Here is a 15,816-nt window from a genome sequence, read left to right as displayed (position 1 = left end):
ACTAGCAAAGCAGTAAGGGGCTACCGTGTTCGTCTTCCGGCTCGACACCCACTCCGGCGTGCCGCCGTACCTGCAACTCGTCCAGCAGGTCCGCCAGGCGGTGCTGCTGGGCTTTCTCCAACCCGGTGACCGCCTCCCGCTCATCCGCGAGGTGGTCGAGGACCTGGCGATCAATCCGAACACCGTCGCCAAGGCGTACCGGCAGATGGAGCAGGAGAACCTGGTCACCGGCCGGCCCGGCCAGGGCACGTTCGTCAATGAACAGCAGTCGGCCGCGATGTCGGCATCGACGTACACGTCGCTGCGCCGCGGCCTGGCGACCTGGTTGCGCCGCGCCTACGCGGCCGGCCTCGACGAGCAGGCGGTCAACGCGCTTTTTACTTCCGTCCACCAGCAGACGAGGAATGAGGAAGTGGCGTGACAGCGACCGAGTTCGCGCTGCGCACCGACGGTGTGGGCAAGCGGTACCGGAGGGGCTGGGCGCTGCGCGACTGCACCCTGGCCCTGCCGGCGGGCGGCGTGATCGCCCTGGTCGGGCCGAACGGCGCGGGCAAGACCACGCTGCTGCGCCTGGCTGTCGGGTTGCTGGCACCGAGCACCGGCACGGTGGAGGTCCTCGGCCATGACGTCACCGCCAGCACCCCGCAGACTCTGTCCCGGGTCGGGTTCCTGGCCCAGGACCACCCGCTGTACAAGCGCTTCACCGTCGCCGAGATGCTCCGCTTCGGCCGGGCCTGCAACCTGCGGTTCGACCAGGGGCTGGCCGAGCGCCGGCTGGCGAAGCTGGGTATCCCGCTCGACCGCAGGGCCGGTACGCTCTCCGGCGGGCAGCAGGCCCAGGTCGCGTTGGCTCTGGCCCTGGCGAAGCGGCCGGACCTGCTTGTCCTCGACGAGCCGGTGGCCAGCCTCGACCCGCTGGCCCGGCACGAGTTCCTGCAGGTCCTCATGGGCGCGGTGGCCGAAGGCGGGGTGACCGTCCTGTTCTCCTCCCACGTCGTGCACGAGCTGGAGCGCGTTTGCGACCACCTGGTCGTGCTTAACCACGGCCGGGTCACGCTCACCGGTGACATCGACACCCTCCTCGCCGAGCACCGGCTGCTCGTCGGCCCGCGCACGGCCACCGACCTCGACCGGGCCGGCGCCGTCGTGGAGGCCGTCCACAGCGACCGGCACACGACCCTGCTGGTACGCGACGGCGCGATCCCGGCCGCGCCTGGGTGGCAGGCCCAGCCGGTCGCGCTGGAGGACCTGGTGCTGGCGTACCTGCGCCGGCCGTCCGAGCCGAGCGCCGCGGTCACGTCGGGGGTGGCGGCATGACGTGGTTGATCTGGCGCCAGCACCGGACCGAGGTCTGCGTCCTGGGTTTGCTTGTCGGCATGTTCGGCATTGCCCTGCTCGTGCTCGGGACGCAGGCCCACGACCTGTTCCCCGGCGGTCCCGCCCGGTGTGCGGGAGAGGCCGGTATCAACGAGGCCTGCGCGGCCTCCTTCCGCCGGCTCGACGAGGAGTACGGGTACGTCGAGAACCTCCTGGCGGGCTTCTATCTGGTCCCCGTCGTCATCGGTGCGTTCCTCGGTGCGCCGCTGCTCGCGCGCGAACTGGAGGACGGCACCTGGCAGCTCGCCTGGACGCAGGCCGTGCCGCGGATGCGCTGGCTGGCGGCCAAGCTCGCGGCACTGGCCGGCGTCACCGTCACGCTCACCGGGATGTTCACCGCGGTGCTCACCTGGTTCCGTCAGCCATTCGACGCGTGGGAAGGGCGGTTCCAGTACGACGCCTTCGACCTGGAGGGACTTGTTCCGGTGGCGTACGCGCTGTTCGCGTTCGGCGTCGCCACCGCCGCGGGGGCGATCCTGCGGCGCAGCCTGCCCGCGTTCGGCGTCGCGTTCGGGGCGTTCCTCGCCGCCCGGATGCCGGTGGCGCTGTTGGCCCGTCCCGCGTACGCCACGCCGCTCACCACCATGGAGCCGGTCCCCGTCGGCGGCTCGAAGGACCAGGCGGGGCACCGGCCCGTGCCCAGCTTCGCTGACTGGATGATCGAACACGGCTACGCAGACGCCACCGGGCGCAGGCTGAGCTGGACCGAGTACTACGAGCTGGAGGGCGCCGCCAACCGGGCCGGCACCAACCTCAACCAGTTCCTGCACGCGCGGGGCATCCAGCAGTTCGGGGTCTACCACCCGGCCGACCGGTTCTGGACGTTCCAGCTCATCGAGGCGGCCCTGTTCATCGCCGTCGCGGCGGTCCTGATCGGTGTGGTGGTGTGGCGGGTACGGCGCCGTATGATCTAGTGCCCTGACCACAAACGTTCACGGTGTTGGTTGACACGCTGTTCGGCTTGTCGGCCGGGCGGCGTGTCGACGTTCACGCTGTGGGGTCGAGGGTTCGTTCGTACTCGGCGGGACTGCGGTAGCCGAGGGCGGAGTGGCGACGGCGGTGGTTGTAGAAGGCGATCCAGCGGAAGATGTCGCGTCGGGCGTCGGCCTCGCTGTTCCAGCGTCGATGGTCGACGGCGAGTTCGCGTTTGAGGGTGGCGAAGAACGCCTCCGCGAGTGCGTTGTCGAACGATGAGCCGATGCGGCCCCTGGAGCGGCGTACGCCGTGGCGGTGGCAGGCGTCGGCGAAACCGGCGCTGCCGTACTGGGCGCCGCGGTCGCGGTGGAAGATCACGCCGTGGACCCGGCCACCGCGGGCGGCGACGGCCGCGTCGAGCGCGTTGATGACGAGGTCGGTACGCATGTGGGTGTTCAGTGACCAGCCGATCAGCCGGCGGGTGGCGATGTCGATGACGGTGGCCAGGTAGAGGAACCGGTCACCGACCCGCAGGTAGGTGATGTCGCCGCACCAGCGCTGGTCGGGTGCGGTCGCGGTGAAGTCGCGGCCGAGCAGATCCGCCACCGCCGGCGCCGCCGGGTCCGGGATCGTGGTGCGCTTGCCCCGGCTAGGTGGCGAACCACGACGGCACGCTGGCTCATGATCCGCTCCACCCGCTTACGGTTGACCCGCACACCTTGATCACGCAGCTCGGCGGTGACCCGCGGCGAGCCGTAGGTGCCGCCCGACGCGGCGTGCACCGCCGTGATCTGCGCGGCCAGGACATCCTCGGCGGCGGCCCGCGCCACCCGGGTCGGCTCGGCGGCGATCCACCGGTAGAACCCCGAGCGGGACACCGCCAACAGCCGGCACAGCCGCTTGACGCCGTAGGCGGCGCGGTGGGCGGAGATGAACCGCAAGCGGCTGGTCACCGATCCATCTCCTTGGCGAAATAGGCGGCTGCCTTGCGCAGGATCTCCTTCTCGACCTGCAACTCGGCGACCTGCCGACGCAGTCGAGCGATCTCGGCGTCCTTGTCCGCCACCGACAACCCGCCACCAGCCGCCACCGGGACCGAACCCGACGTCTGATGCTCGTGCTTGCGGACCCAGTTCCGCAGCGTCTCATGGCTCATACCCAACTCGCGCGCGACCTCGTTGATCGGCCGCCCGCACGAGCGCACCAGGTCAACCGCGTCGCGCCGGAACTCTTGCGTGTACTTCGATGGACGCCCCAACGGGGACACCCCTTCCTCTGGACTCAAGATCCAGTTCTCAGGGTGTCCACACCTGCGGGGGAAGCCCAGCCCTACGGTGCGCGGGCACCTGCGCCGTGTGGCCGAGGACAGCGGTGTGGGCGTCAGTGGCGGTTGCTACCCGGCCCCGGGTACGGCTCGGCGAGGTGGTTCCAGTGGCAACAGATGGTGGCCGAGCTGTCAACGACGACCGGATTCAGTCTTCAGGCACCGCCGAAATGAGCACCTCGCGCGGCCCGGTGGGAGTCCTTGCTATGCCAGGGAGCCGAGTTCGGTGCCGGCGGTGTGGAAGGCGAGGAACCAATCGGCAGCGTGAGCAAGGCTGTTGGTGAGCAGGCGGCTCTCGGGTGAGGGGTCGACCGGGAGGAACCGCACGACCTTGGCCATCCGCGCCGGCGACGGTGACGCTCCACTGGTCGGCCTGCCGCTGATCTGCATCGGGCGTGCTTTCTGGCTGGGCAGTGCCACCCGGTCCCCGCTGCCGGCCCGCATGCCCTCGCGAAGCGCGGGCGAGGTGGCGCGTTGGCCGAAGACGAGGCGTACGACGGACCCTGGGATGGCCCAGGTCCGTGTGTGGTTGGTTAGCATGCCCGGCGATGATGTTTCTTCTTCGCTCCCTGCGGCTACGCCGCGCCGCCCGTAAGCATTTCGGCTGGCAGAAGCTGCGCCCCACCCAGATGCGCGCGATGCGCACGCTACTGGCCGGCCGCGACGCGCTGGTCGTGCTGCCCACCGGGGGCGGGAAGTCTGCTGTGTATCAGGTCCCCGCCACGCTGCTGCGCGGCCCCACGGTGGTGATCTCACCGCTGCTGGCATTGCAGCAGGATCAGGTCGGCAACCTCAACGACCGGGACGATCCGGCGTTGCGGGCGGTTCGGATCAGCTCAGCGGAGAGCCCGAGCAAGCAGGCGGCGGCGCTGGCCGAGCTGCGCTCGGGTGCTGCGAAGTTCCTGTTCATCACGCCGGAGCAGCTCAGTTCGCCTGAGCGGCTGGCCGAGGTCCGCGCGCTGCGTCCGGCGCTGGTGGCGGTTGACGAGGCGCACTGCATCTCGTCGTGGGGCCACGATTTCCGCCCTGACTACCTCACTCTCGGTCACCTTATCCGCGGCCTGGGCCGCCCGCCGGTGGTGGCGCTGACCGCCACGGCCTCGCCGCCGGTGCGCGAGGAGATCACCGCGCGGCTCGGCATGCGTAAGCCGCGGCTGGTTCTATCCGGATTGGACCGTCCGAACCTATTCGTGGCCGCCGTGCATTGTCCCAGCGAGGACTACCGCTGGCGCAGACTGCTTACCCTGCTCAAGGAGGCCGACCCGCCCGGTATCGTGTACGTGCCGACCCGGCGTGCCGCCGAGGACCTCGCGCAACGGCTGTCCGACGCGGGTTATCCCGCGCAGGCATACCACGGCGGCATGGCGGCCGGGGTGCGTCGCCGTCGTCACCAGGATTTCCTCGCCGACCGGGTGCCGATCATGGTTGCCACCTCGGCGTTCGGCATGGGCATCGACAAGCGAAACATCCGTTGGGTAGCACACGTGGCGTTGCCCGACTCACCGGACAGCTACCTCCAGGAGATCGGGCGGGCAGGGCGCGACGGTGAGTTGGCCCGGGCGTTGCTGCTCCACCGAGCCGAGGACGTTGCCTTGCAACGCTTCTTCAACGGCGGCGCGCCTGAACTGGGAGAGCTGCGAGCCGTCGCAGCCGCCCTGCATCGCGGCCCGCTCATCCGCACCGCTCTGGCGAAGGTCACCGGCCTGAGCCAGCGCAAGGTCGCCAGCCACATCAGTCTGCTTGAGCAGGTCGGTGCGGTAGCGACGGGGCCCAAGGGTGAGCTCAGCGTCGCTCGGTATGCCCCCTTGCCCGACCAGGCGGCTCGGGAGGCGCTGGCCGAGTACGCCCGCTATCAGGCCGGGCAGCGTTCGCGTACCGACATGATGCGCCGCTTCGCCGAGAGCCCCGGCTGCCGGATGCAATCGCTGCTGGGCTACTTCGGAGAGCAGTTGAGCCGCCCCTGCGGGCACTGCGACAACTGCCACGGCGGCACCTCAGAGGTGCTCCCGGAAGACGGGCCGTACCCACTGCACAGCATCGTGCGGCACGCCAAATGGGGATCAGGCATGGTCCTCGGGTACGAAAAGGACCGCATGACCGTGCTCTTCGACGACGTAGGCTACAAGACCCTGTCAGTCTCCGTCGTGCAAGCGCAAGGCCTGCTGGCACTCGCCGCGGATGGCCGCTAACCCCTCTTCGCCCGCCGCGCCGATGCCACGGCCATCAGTCTGGTACGTCCTGTGTCGCGGGGCGGCGCATGCGCCGGGCGAATCGGCTCCTCGGGGTGTTCGCCACGGCCTACCCCACCGATTGTCATGATCGTTATCTCGCCTGGACCTGGCGTGCCACGTCTCGGCTGCCGGGGCCGCCTACGGGGGCAACTGACGGTGTCAGCGAGAGTGCCGGGTTGCCGGCTGCACCGACTGCCACCTTCAGGCATCCGGCCTGCGCGCCCAACGCCATCACAGGGCGTAGGCGCTGTTCGGGCGAAACGGGCGGGACCCCGGGGGACGGGGGACGGGATCCCGCCCGCACCGAGGTCGCGCAGCAAACAGGCGCCGAGGAACAGGGTGCTGTCACGGAAAGCCGCCAACGCGCGCAACGAGACGAAGGGCCGTCGCCGGTCGGGGCGTCGTTCTCCCACAGCCCGTCCTGCTGTGCCACCCGCGCACGTCCGCCTACCAGAGCGGGCGGTGCTCCCAGGCAGCCCGCAGCGATGTCGCCGTCCCTCCCGCGAGAGGCCCAGTTCAGGACGTTCTCCGAGCCGGGGTTGCGCACTTTAGTGGCAGCCGGACGTCCCGGTCGGCCTCAGGCTCTGGGCGCCGCCACGGCGGCTTGGGCATCGACGATTCCCCAGCCGTAGATCGGCGTGTAGACACCACGCAGGCCGAGCGGGGTGCGAGCGGTCGACATCAGTACCGAGTACACGTTGTCGAGGCGGCGCTGCTGGGCGAAGAGCAGGGCTGCCACCCCCGACACGTAGGGCGTGGCCATCGACGTGCCGGCGTAGGCGTCGTAGTTGCCCTGCCCGCAGGTGTCCGAGCCGGTACCTAGCGGGACGCTGGACCACACGTCGTCGTCGCAGTTGACGAGGCCAGCACCGCCGGGGGCGGCGATCGCCCTGAGGTCAGCTTTCACGCCGAGGTTGGAGTACCACGCCTTCACCTCGTTGCGGTCCGTGGCGGCGACGCAGAGGGCGCCGGCTTCCCACGCTGGGGTGTCGCAGAGCGGTGACGTCTCGTTGCCGGCGGCGGCGATGACGGCCACGCCCTTCGCGTGCGCGTAGGTGATCGCCTGCGTCGCGGCCGACTCCAGCCCAGTGAGGGTGAGCGCCTGGGAACCCGGCAGCGCGCCGAGACTGAGGTTGATCACCTTCGCGCCGTGGTCGGCTGCGTAGCGGATACCCGCGGCGATGTCGGCGAAGCTGCCACTGCCCGCCTCCAGCACCTTGATCGGCATGATCTTCGCGTCGGGGGCAACGCCCGCGATGCCGACCCCGTTGCCGGTGGCCGCGGCCGCGATGCCCGCTACATGCGTGCCGTGCTCGTCGCCGGCGTCGGGCTTGCCGTTGGGGCCCCGCCAGTCGCCGTTGCCGCAGGAAGTCGCACCGCAGTCGACGAAGGTGGCGCCGGGAACGAGCTTGGATGTCAGATCCGGGTGGTTGAGGTCGACGCCGGTGTCGACAACCGCGATCACCACACCGGCTCCCGTGCTGGTCGCCCAGGCCTGTTCGGCGTGGACCTGCCGCAGGCCCCACTGCTTGTCGTACAACGGATCATTGCCAGCCGCCTGGGCGGGCGTCGCGGCGACGGCCACGAGGACAGTGGCCAGCGTGGTGCCGGTGAGTAACTGCGTGATCGACATGAGACCTCTCCTCAGGATGCAACGGCGCTTCATCTGTAGATCGATGATCATGTGCGAAACGCAACAGCGAAGGCAGCTGATCACCGCCAGGCGACACCTCAAGCCGGGCAATCCGTACGAGCTGGGGTAGCCGGCGGGCCATGTTGCGGCAGTCCTTGAGTGTGCCCACACCCGGTCGGGGCCCGTGCTTCGATGACCACCATGGGTGGTGCCTTCTTCTGACCGAGGGGGATGCGGGCCGATCGGTAGGCGGATCCCAGTCGGGCGCTGACACGCTCCTCTTAGAGCTCCTAACTCTTTGAGTGTTGGAGTCTGCGCCAGCAGATGATGGCGCAGGCGAGGGTGAGGAATGCTTCGTGGATGTCGTCGCGGATCTCCCAGCGGATGCGTAGGCGGCGGAACCAGTGCAGTAGGGCGATGGTCTGCTCGACGACCCACCGTCGGGTGCCGAGTCCGGAGCCGTGGTCGGTGCCGCGTCGGGCGATGACCGGGGTGACGCCCTTGCCTCGCAACTCACGGCGGTACTTGTCGAAGTCGTAGCCGCGGTCGGCATAGATCCGCTCGGGTCGTTGTCGTGGACGGCCCCGGATTCCCCTGATAGGCGGGACCCTGTCGACCACGGGCATGAGCTCAGTGACGTCGTGGCGGTTGCCGCCGGTCAGGCTCGCGGCGAGGGGAATGCCGCCCGCGTCGGTGACGACGTGGTGTTTCGAGCCTGGCTTGCAGCGGTCGACCGGGCTCGGACCGGCTTTGGGCCGCCCTTGAGCGCCCACACGTGGGAGCCGTCGATCACCGCCCGGGACATGTCGAGCTTCCCGGCGGCCCGCAGCCTGCCGAGGAGGACCTCGTGCAGCCGTTGCCACACGCCAGCGTCGTTCCAGTCCCGCAGCCGGCGCCAGCAGGTCATTCCCGACCCGAAGCCCAGTTCTTGCGGCAGGTACTCCCACGGGATCGCGGTGTAGAGCACGAACAGGATCCCGCACAACACCTTGCGGTCATCGAGCGGTTTGCGGCCCGGGTAGCGGCGCCGGCGTGCAAGTCGGGGTGGCAGCAGCGGCGCGATCTCGGCCCACAGGTCGTCCGAGACGATCCACGGCGGCTGCTCACCCCTCCTCACATCCAGAGTGAACGATCATCACGTCCCGAGGACACGCCCAACATCATTTCGTTAGGAGCTCTTAGTCGGATTGCTCTGCTGTGCGTAGCGGAAAGCAAGCCGTCTGATGATGGTCTCGCCCTCGGCTGCTGGTAGCCAGCTGGCTTCCGTGTGCGATTCGCTCTCTTCCCACTCGGGGATGTCGGCGGGGTCGTCGCCTCCGATGCCCAGCGACACATCGCTGTGGCGGGCGCGGAAGTATAAGCGCTGACCGTTCGGCAGAGAGCCTTCCACCTGCACTGGAGCTGCCGCACAGGTCAGATGCGCCTCCCAGCCCTCACTCCGGAGGGTGGCGATGAGCTGGAGCCAGGATGCCACGTGCTCCTGGTGCCACCGCTGGCGCGCAGTCTCCTGATCCATGACGTCCATGGTGCTGCATCGGGACCTGGCTTTGCACATCGGGAAGCGCGGGCTGAGTGACTAACTGAGTGACGACCGCGACGGACACACACGGACGTGCGGGGATGATGTCGGACGGTGTTCACTGCTCAGCGCTCGTCCCATGCCAGCTCACGAGATCGTGTTGGTTGCCTGGGGGTCAAGGAGTCACCCGGGGGCGCACAAGGTGCCCCGTCGACGCCGCCGGATGCTCCTTGTGGTCAGTACAGCGGGCGGAAGTCCGGGCCGCTGGCGGTCGTGACCAATTCCCAGCCAAAGGCTTCCAACGTGATGTCTGTCCGGGCACCGAAGGTCTTGAACAGTTTGGCGACCGGGCCATCCGGAAGACTGTCGGCGACGGTGAAGAACACTGTGGCCGGGGACGCACCGAGCTGCTGTGCCACGATCCACGGCAATGCCAAACCCACCATGAGGTCCCGGGCATTGTCGGGTTCCAAACACCCTGCGAGCCCTGTTGCAAGCAATGAACGGCGTAGTAGGCCGGGAGAGTTCTGCCTCAGCGCCAGTGTGGCGAGACGGACGCCGTATCGTCCCAGGGCGAGTGAAGCAGAGGGATCAAGGGAACTGACGAACCTTTGATCCATGCGTCGCGGCACGCGCGCGAGGATCGCCTCTGCCAGCCGGTCCTGCTTCCCCGGGATCCTCTCCAGGTTGGGCTTCACCGGGCCAGGATGGCAGAACCCGATCAGTCCGACTACCCCCGACGTGGGGCCTGCTCAACAACGTCGGTGAGCATCTGCCGCCGGAGCGCTCATCGCTCCCACATCCCTGATGACGCAAGGAGACCTTGTCAGTGATGTCGACAGCAGCGGTGACAGCAACCGGCCGGGATGAAGACGACCGGGTCCGGCATCGCACGGACGGTCGGCCGAGGCGGGAGACGGTCCGGGACGGCGCCGGACGATGCGCCCAGAACTTACAAGCGAGAGGTCATCGATGCGCGGCGTACCGGGGGTACCGTCGACAGCGGTGGCTTGCTGGGTTGCGGCCGGGTGAGTCTGCTTGAACCCTTTAGCTTGGAGCGGCGCTATGGCCTCATCCGTCGACCCTCGCTTCGGCGTAGCTTTGCGTGAGTTCCGGGAGCGGCGTGGTCTGTCGCTTCGGTCTCTCGGGCAGCTCGCCCATCGGAGTAAGAGCCATCTGCACGAGCTGGAGACGGGGCTCAAGGCTCCAACGGTCGACACGGCGCGCCACCTGGATCGGATTCTCGACGCGGGGGGCATGCTTGCTCGCTTGGTCGATGCACCGATTGACCATGCGGCCGAGGCCGGGGAGCTGCTGGCGAGAGTTGCCGCCAGCGATGTCAGTAGGGAGGTGCTGGACCGGATCGAGCAGGGTGTTGATGACCTTGCTAGTGCCTATCCAACGATGGCCCCGGCTGACCTTTTGCCGTTGGTGCGGCGGCACCTCGCCTATGTCGGGCGATTGCTGGATGGACGGGTCACGCTTGCTCAACGACGACGGTTGTTGGTTGCTGGCGGCTGGTTGGCGGTGCTGCGGGCCACCGTTCACATCGACCTGCGGCAGCGGCATGCGGCGGCTGCCCATTTGCGGGCCGCTCGTGATCTTGCCGAACACGCTGAGCACGCCGAGATCCAGGCCTGGTGTCTGGAAACCCGGGCCTGGGACGTTCTGACTCAAGGTGACTATCGGACGGCGCTCGATTTTTCCCACCAAGCTCAGCGGGTCGCCCCGAAGGGCAGCTCTGCCTGCATCCAGGCGACTGCTCAGGAGGCTCGTGCGTGGGCGCGGATGGGGGACGTCGGTGCGACCCGGCGAGCGTTGGACCGGGTAGAGCGGCTGACGGCGAATCTGCCGGTTCCTGAGCGAGCCGAGCACCACTATCGCTACGACCCGGCCAAGGCCGCCGCGTACATGGCAACGACTTTGGCATGGGCGGGTGATCCCGGTGCCGAGCAGGTAGCGCGTGCGGTGCTGGCCGACCTGGACCCGGACGGCGATGGGGGTGCGCGCCCCCGCCGGTCCGCGTCGGCTCGTCTCGACCTTGGTCTTGCCTTGGTCGCCGCCGGGCAGCCGGACGAGGCGGTCGTTCTCGGAACGCAGGCTGTGGCGTCCGGGCGCGTAGTGCCGTCGAACTGGTGGCGGGCTGCCGAGTTGCTGGCGAAGGTGGAGCAGACAGGGGTGCCAGAGGCGGCGACATTGCGCGACCTGTGCACCGAGTTCGCCCCTGGATGCCGACCACCAGCGGACAGCACGGCTGGTTAGCGGACAGTCACCTTCTGGATCGATGACGCGCGCGGCGTGACGCTGGTCCTCAGTGCACTCGGGCGCGGAATAGTGCATCACCAGGTGACCCTCCGCGCCCTCGACACGGAGGGCCGGACACGTGACGTTGACTGTCGGACTCCTGCGACGGATCGTCAGCCGGTACCTCCCGCCGCCGCCGGCTACCCCTGGCATCGGACAGCGCATCCAGGCAGGGGAGCAGGAGGCAGCCCGGCGGCGGCTGTTGGACCAGGCGCGAGGCAGACAGCAGCACTCGCCAGCGGACGGTGGGCCGCTCGCCCATGACTCGGGGGCGCGCTTCGGCGAGCACGGCGAATGACCGCCCACAGGCCGGTGCCGCCTCTCTGGAATTGCGGCGGTTGTGGCACATCCTGGCCATGCCCCAACCGGCACCGGGAGTTGCGCGCGGATGTCAACGATGCTCCGGTGCCCCGGACGCAACGCGTCTCGTACGAGGAGTACCTGGCCGCTGTCGCCCTCACCCTGGCTCGCAGGCACCGGCCTGTTTGGTCTTGGCGGAAGTGGCGACAAGTTTGCCGCTGTGGGGCCGACCTGCCCTGCCGTGCCCGGCACCGCATCCCTATCAACCGTGGCCACTGGCCGGGTGAGGAGACGCAGTGAAAGACGACCAGGAACAGGTGATCCTGTCGGTGCACGTGCGAGGGCTCGATGGCCTGTGCGTTGGATGCCGCACCTGGTGGTCCCGGCTGACGCCGTACCCGTGCTGGCAGGTGGAATGGGCGACCAGCCAGCAGGCTCGGACGATCACCGCCCGGTTCCTGGAGGGTGTGCGGTGACCACCCATGGCCCGGTCATGCCGATCTGGAGCTGCGGAGGCTGCGGCCTGCCGTGGCCATGCCCTACGCGGAGGCGGGAGCTTCGCGCGGAGTACGCGGATGCTCCGGTGTCGCTCGCCCTCTATCTCGGCTCCTACCTCGTCCAGGCCGCCGAGGACATGCCCTGGACGCCGGCCGGCTGCTGCACCGCCGCTTCCTCGGCTGGGTCAGGGCGGCCGACTCGTCGACGCAGCCGTACAGCAGCGAAGTACAGCAACCATGCCAGCCGAACGGGCCCAAGACGAGCCTCAGCAGGCCGGATGACCTCGTACGACGCTCGGTCCGACCGCCTTGCCGAGAGTTCACACCGAAGAGGTCTGGTTCGATCCCAGTATCGCCCACCCATATAATATGGACATCTCGTTCTAGGTGAAGGTCTGGCTCGTTGAGCTGGGCTTTGCTGCGTTCCTGGCTCCGTTAGCGATGCAGGTGCAAGTTTTGCCCGGTTGGCCCGGCGCGAACCGCCAGCCGCGATGACCTGGACGGCTACAGTCTGCGGGGCGCGTCCCCATGTCCGACTGATCGGCGGGGGCGGCCGGGGTTGACGAAATCGGGCGTGGGAACCGTCACACCGTGCCAGATTGCGGCCGCGGCGGAGGCGCCGGCCGCGGCGCTGGGAGGCCGGATCTGCGCGCGCGCCACTGGCTCGGGCTGTCGCCGAACCGGTGGCGAAACCATCGGGTGAACGCGCTTGGCGCCGCGAAGCCGAGCAGCTCCGATATCTCGGTCATGCTGTAGCGGTCGTTGGCGAGGTAGCGCTCGGCCAGTCCGGCGCGTGTGGAGTCGACGATCGTGGTGAAGGTTTCGTCGGCGCGGGACAGGTGCCGGTGGAGGGTGCGCCGGTCGAGGCCCATGGCCCGGGCGACCTCGTCGGCCGAGCACCGGCCGGTCGGCAGCAGGACCTCCACCAGTTCCCGTACCCGGTGCGAGGTGTCCGCGCCGCCCCGCGCGGCCAGCGACCGGAGCGCCTGGGTGGCCTGCGCCCGCCCGTCCTGTTGCGCGGCCGCGTTGCGGGCGTCGAGGTCCCGGGCGTACATGACGAGGCCGGTGAAGTCGTGCCCGAAGTGCAGCCGGTCGCCGAGCAGCCGGGCGTGCGTGTCGACGTCGGCGGGGGCGCCGTGCGAGAAGCACACCGACAGCGGCCGCCAGGTGGGGCCGAGGAAATCCCGGATGATTCCGTACAGCGCCGCCACGGCCAGTTCCTCGCCCTGCCGGGACGGCACGGGCTCGCCTAGCTCCAGCCACAGGCGTACGGTCGCCAGCCCGTTGACCTCGGACAGCCGGATCCGGATCGCCTCGTTGTAGCTGTGTTCGTAGCGCATCAGCAGCCCTAGGGCGCTGCGTAGGTCGGGCTCGTCCCGCAGGACGAGGCTCAGCGGGCCGAGCGTGGAGGGCTGGCGGTACTCGGCGAGCCGCAGGCCGAAGTCCTCATGGCCGGACGCGCGTGCCGACAACTCCAGAAGGCGGGCGACGCGCGTCGCCGGCACCCACTTGTCCGGGATCGCAAGATCGGCCGGATCCAGGTCGATCGAGCGCATCAGCGCGCCGGGGTCCAGCCCGAGGGAGAGCGCCAATTCCAGATAGCCGCTCAGGGACGCGTAGCGGATCGACGGCCTCAATATCACCACAGGCACCACCTGTCCCAAACCGCTAAGAAAGTTGTCCCAGGAAGTAAAGCATGTGATCACCGTCACGCCTACTGTTGCCAGGGTCGCGGGCCGGCGCAGCGGCGCTGGCCAGCGCAAATCGGAAAACTACGGAGGAGTCGATGGTGGCGAAGGCCATTCGCTTCTACCGGGCCGGCGGCCCGGAGGTGATGCAGTGGGAGTCGATCGAGGTTGGCGAACCACGGTCGGGTGAGGTCCGCGTACGGCATCTCGCGGTGGGCCTGAACTTCGCCGACACGTACTTCCGCAGCGGCCTCTACCCGGCTGAACTGCCGGCCGGCATGGGCGTCGAGGCTGCCGGCGTCATCGAGGCGGTCGGTCCGGACGTCACCGGATTCCGGGTCGGCGACCGGGTCACGTACACGGGCAGCCCGCTCGGCGCGTACAGCACCGAACGAGTGATGTCGGTGGCCCCGCTGATCAAGTTGCCGGACGCCATCCCGTACGAGACGGCCGCCGCCATGACGATGCGCGGCCTCACGTCCGCGTACCTGCTGCGGCGCATCGCGCCGCTCTCTCCGGGCGACACGGTGCTGCTGCACGCCGCGGCGGGCGGGGTCGGACTCATCTTCACGCAGTGGGCCAGCCTGCTCGGCATCACCGTGATCGGCACGGTCTCCACGGATGAGAAGGCCGAGGTCGCGCGCGCTCACGGGTGTGCCCACACCATCGTCTACCCGCGCGAGAACGTCGCGGCCCGGGTGCGCGAGCTGACCGACGGGGCCGGCGTGCCGGTGGTCTACGACAGCATCGGCCACGCGACGTTCCACCAGTCCCTCGACGCGCTGAAGCGGCGCGGGCTGCTGGTCTGCTTCGGCACCTCGTCCGGCCCGGTGCCGCCGATCGACGCGATGCAGCTGGCGATCAAGGGCTCCCTGTTCGTCACGCGGCCGGCGCTGGCCGACTACATCGCCGATGAGAGTGAGCGGGCGGCGTTGGCCGGCGAGCTCTTCGGCCACGTCTCGTCCGGACGGATCAAGATCCAAATCAATCAGCGGTACGCGCTGGAGGACGCCGTGCAGGCGCACCGCGACCTGGAGGCCGGCCGCAGCATCGGCTCCTCGGTCTTCTCCGTGGAGACCGCCGGCAACTGACCTCACCACCCCCGAAGGAGGCACGCATGCAGGGCACCATCGACGACACCGCGCCGGTCGGCGCGTTCACCGCCGGCTCCATCGAGGTCCATCCGTTGACTGTCCACATCGGCGCGGAGCTGCGCAACGTGAGCCTGGCCGACGCGGCGCACGACGCCGACGTCTTCGCCGAGATCAAGGCGCTCCTGCTCCGATACAAGGTGCTGTTCCTGCGCGACCAGGACATCAGCCGGGCGGATCACGTCGCCTTCGCCGAGCGGTTCGGTCCGTTGGAGGACCACCCGGTGGCCGGCAGCGACCCCGACCACCCCGGTCTTGTACGCATCTACAAGGACCTGGACAGCCCCGCGGAGCACTACGAGAACGCGTACCACTGTGACGCGACGTGGCGGGAGGCGCCGCCCATGGGCTGCGTGCTGCGATGCGTCGAGACGCCGCCGGTCGGCGGGGACACCATCTGGGTGAACATGGCCGAGGCCTACCGGCGGCTGCCTGCGGACATGAAGGCCCGCATCGACGGCCTGCGGGCGCGGCACAGCATCGAGGCGTCGTTCGGCGCGAACATGCCGATCGAGCAGCGGCTGGCGCTGCACGAGCGGTTCCCCGACGCGGAGCACCCGGTGGTGCGCACCCACCCGGAGACGGCCGAGAAGGTGCTTTTCGTCAACGCGTTCACCACGCACTTCACCAACTTCCACACCCCGGCGAACGTGCGGTTCGGCTTCGACTACACACCCGGCGGCAGCGAGCTGCTCAACTACCTGATCCGGCAGGCGGCCGTCCCGGAGTACCAGGTGCGCTGGCGCTGGACGAAGAACAGCTTCGCGATCTGGGACAACCGCAGCACCCAGCACTACGCCGTGCAGGACTACTGGCCCGCCGTGCGCAAGATGGAGCGCGCCGGGGTCATCGGCGAGAAGACCTTCTGATCCTTCTG

The 15,816-nt window shown here is 69.0% G+C and carries 14 protein-coding genes and 1 pseudogene; 8 read left to right on the top strand and 7 right to left on the bottom strand.

The genetic code is table 11. The features are described from left to right. Nucleotides 1-25: 25 nt before the first annotated feature. From ACTMS9_RS14525 to ACTMS9_RS14515, 3 genes are read left to right on the top strand one after another with little or no spacing between them, the layout of a single operon-like run. Entirely contained in the window at nt 26-421 is a 396-nt protein-coding gene (locus tag ACTMS9_RS14525; RefSeq protein WP_334613590.1) for a GntR family transcriptional regulator, read from the top strand. Then, a complete protein-coding gene (locus ACTMS9_RS14520; protein WP_441165186.1) occupies nt 418-1,317 on the top strand; it encodes an ABC transporter ATP-binding protein in 900 nt (299 codons plus the stop codon). Before ACTMS9_RS14525 ends, ACTMS9_RS14520 begins: the two co-directional genes overlap by 4 nt. After that, entirely contained in the window at nt 1,314-2,291 is a 978-nt protein-coding gene (locus ACTMS9_RS14515) for an ABC transporter permease subunit (RefSeq protein ID WP_441146554.1), read from the top strand. The genes ACTMS9_RS14520 and ACTMS9_RS14515 overlap by 4 nt, the downstream gene beginning before the upstream one ends. 73 nt (nt 2,292-2,364) lie before the next feature. On the opposite strand, the pseudogene ACTMS9_RS14510 reads toward ACTMS9_RS14515, so the two are convergent. After that, nucleotides 2,365-3,550 (bottom strand): annotated as a pseudogene (locus ACTMS9_RS14510) (IS3 family transposase). A gap of 270 nt (nt 3,551-3,820) precedes the next feature. Continuing rightward, nucleotides 3,821-3,955 (bottom strand): hypothetical protein, encoded by a 135-nt coding sequence (locus ACTMS9_RS14505; RefSeq protein WP_441165185.1) that lies wholly within the window; start codon nt 3,953-3,955, stop codon nt 3,821-3,823. 209 nt (nt 3,956-4,164) lie between these two features. Between ACTMS9_RS14505 and ACTMS9_RS14500 the strand changes: the two genes are divergently transcribed. Continuing rightward, nucleotides 4,165-5,805: a RecQ family ATP-dependent DNA helicase gene (locus ACTMS9_RS14500; RefSeq protein ID WP_441165184.1), complete on the top strand. Its 1,641-nt coding sequence runs from the start codon at nt 4,165-4,167 to the stop codon at nt 5,803-5,805. 619 nt (nt 5,806-6,424) lie between these two features. Here ACTMS9_RS14500 and ACTMS9_RS14495 read toward each other — a convergent pair. The 4 genes from ACTMS9_RS14495 to ACTMS9_RS14480 form a co-directional block, all read right to left on the bottom strand. After that, nucleotides 6,425-7,531, bottom strand: a complete 1,107-nt coding sequence (locus tag ACTMS9_RS14495; RefSeq protein ID WP_441165183.1) for a S8 family peptidase — start codon at nt 7,529-7,531, stop codon at nt 6,425-6,427. 239 nt (nt 7,532-7,770) lie between these two features. Next, nucleotides 7,771-8,570 (bottom strand): IS5 family transposase gene (locus ACTMS9_RS14490; RefSeq protein WP_441165261.1). Its coding sequence is split into 2 segments (ribosomal slippage): nt 7,771-8,234 and nt 8,234-8,570, totalling 801 coding nucleotides; the frame shifts between segments, so codons are not numbered across the junction. A gap of 78 nt (nt 8,571-8,648) precedes the next feature. Beyond that, entirely contained in the window at nt 8,649-8,996 is a 348-nt protein-coding gene (locus ACTMS9_RS14485; RefSeq protein WP_441165182.1) for a hypothetical protein, read from the bottom strand. A gap of 239 nt (nt 8,997-9,235) precedes the next feature. Beyond that, the gene (locus ACTMS9_RS14480; RefSeq protein ID WP_441165181.1) at nt 9,236-9,697 is read right to left on the bottom strand and encodes a hypothetical protein; all 462 of its coding nucleotides are present in this window, start codon (nt 9,695-9,697) and stop codon (nt 9,236-9,238) included. Between the two features lie 367 nt (nt 9,698-10,064). On the opposite strand from ACTMS9_RS14480, the gene ACTMS9_RS14475 reads away from it, so the two are divergent. Together ACTMS9_RS14475 and ACTMS9_RS14470 are read left to right on the top strand one after the other, a co-directional pair. Next, the gene (locus ACTMS9_RS14475; RefSeq protein WP_441165180.1) at nt 10,065-11,261 is read left to right on the top strand and encodes a helix-turn-helix domain-containing protein; all 1,197 of its coding nucleotides are present in this window, start codon (nt 10,065-10,067) and stop codon (nt 11,259-11,261) included. Nucleotides 11,262-11,899: 638 nt separating this feature from the next. Then, nucleotides 11,900-12,079, top strand: coding sequence for a hypothetical protein (locus tag ACTMS9_RS14470; RefSeq protein WP_441165179.1), 180 nt, complete (start codon nt 11,900-11,902; stop codon nt 12,077-12,079). Nucleotides 12,080-12,684: 605 nt separating this feature from the next. Here ACTMS9_RS14470 and ACTMS9_RS14465 read toward each other — a convergent pair. After that, nucleotides 12,685-13,863: an AraC family transcriptional regulator gene (locus ACTMS9_RS14465; protein ID WP_441165178.1), complete on the bottom strand. Its 1,179-nt coding sequence runs from the start codon at nt 13,861-13,863 to the stop codon at nt 12,685-12,687. A 26-nt stretch (nt 13,864-13,889) separates the two neighbouring features. Between ACTMS9_RS14465 and ACTMS9_RS14460 the strand changes: the two genes are divergently transcribed. Both ACTMS9_RS14460 and ACTMS9_RS14455 read left to right on the top strand, forming a co-directional pair. Next, nucleotides 13,890-14,879, top strand: a complete 990-nt coding sequence (locus ACTMS9_RS14460; protein WP_441165177.1) for a quinone oxidoreductase family protein — start codon at nt 13,890-13,892, stop codon at nt 14,877-14,879. A gap of 26 nt (nt 14,880-14,905) precedes the next feature. Continuing rightward, on the top strand, nt 14,906-15,808 hold the full coding sequence (locus ACTMS9_RS14455; protein WP_441146542.1) for a TauD/TfdA dioxygenase family protein: 903 nt from the start codon (nt 14,906-14,908) through the stop codon (nt 15,806-15,808). Nucleotides 15,809-15,816: the final 8 nt, after the last annotated feature.

This window comes from Micromonospora sp. L31, from assembly GCF_052068075.1.
Classification (GTDB): Bacteria; Actinomycetota; Actinomycetes; order Mycobacteriales; family Micromonosporaceae; genus Micromonospora; species Micromonospora purpureochromogenes.
Note: the sequence above shows the minus strand (reverse complement) of the source record. Positions and strands in the feature narration are given on the sequence as shown.

What these genes read in the sequence shown, in the direction of transcription:
- ACTMS9_RS14495 (WP_441165183.1), bottom strand. Translation starts at nt 7,531, where the DNA reads ATGATCATCGATCTACAGATGAAGCGCCGTTGCATCCTGAGGAGAGGT.
- ACTMS9_RS14505 (WP_441165185.1), bottom strand. Translation starts at nt 3,955, where the DNA reads ATGGCCAAGGTCGTGCGGTTCCTCCCGGTCGACCCCTCACCCGAGAGC.
- ACTMS9_RS14485 (WP_441165182.1), bottom strand. Translation starts at nt 8,996, where the DNA reads ATGGATCAGGAGACTGCGCGCCAGCGGTGGCACCAGGAGCACGTGGCA.
- ACTMS9_RS14475 (WP_441165180.1), top strand. Translation starts at nt 10,065, where the DNA reads ATGGCCTCATCCGTCGACCCTCGCTTCGGCGTAGCTTTGCGTGAGTTC.
- ACTMS9_RS14455 (WP_441146542.1), top strand. Translation starts at nt 14,906, where the DNA reads ATGCAGGGCACCATCGACGACACCGCGCCGGTCGGCGCGTTCACCGCC.
- ACTMS9_RS14515 (WP_441146554.1), top strand. Translation starts at nt 1,314, where the DNA reads ATGACGTGGTTGATCTGGCGCCAGCACCGGACCGAGGTCTGCGTCCTG.
- ACTMS9_RS14500 (WP_441165184.1), top strand. Translation starts at nt 4,165, where the DNA reads ATGATGTTTCTTCTTCGCTCCCTGCGGCTACGCCGCGCCGCCCGTAAG.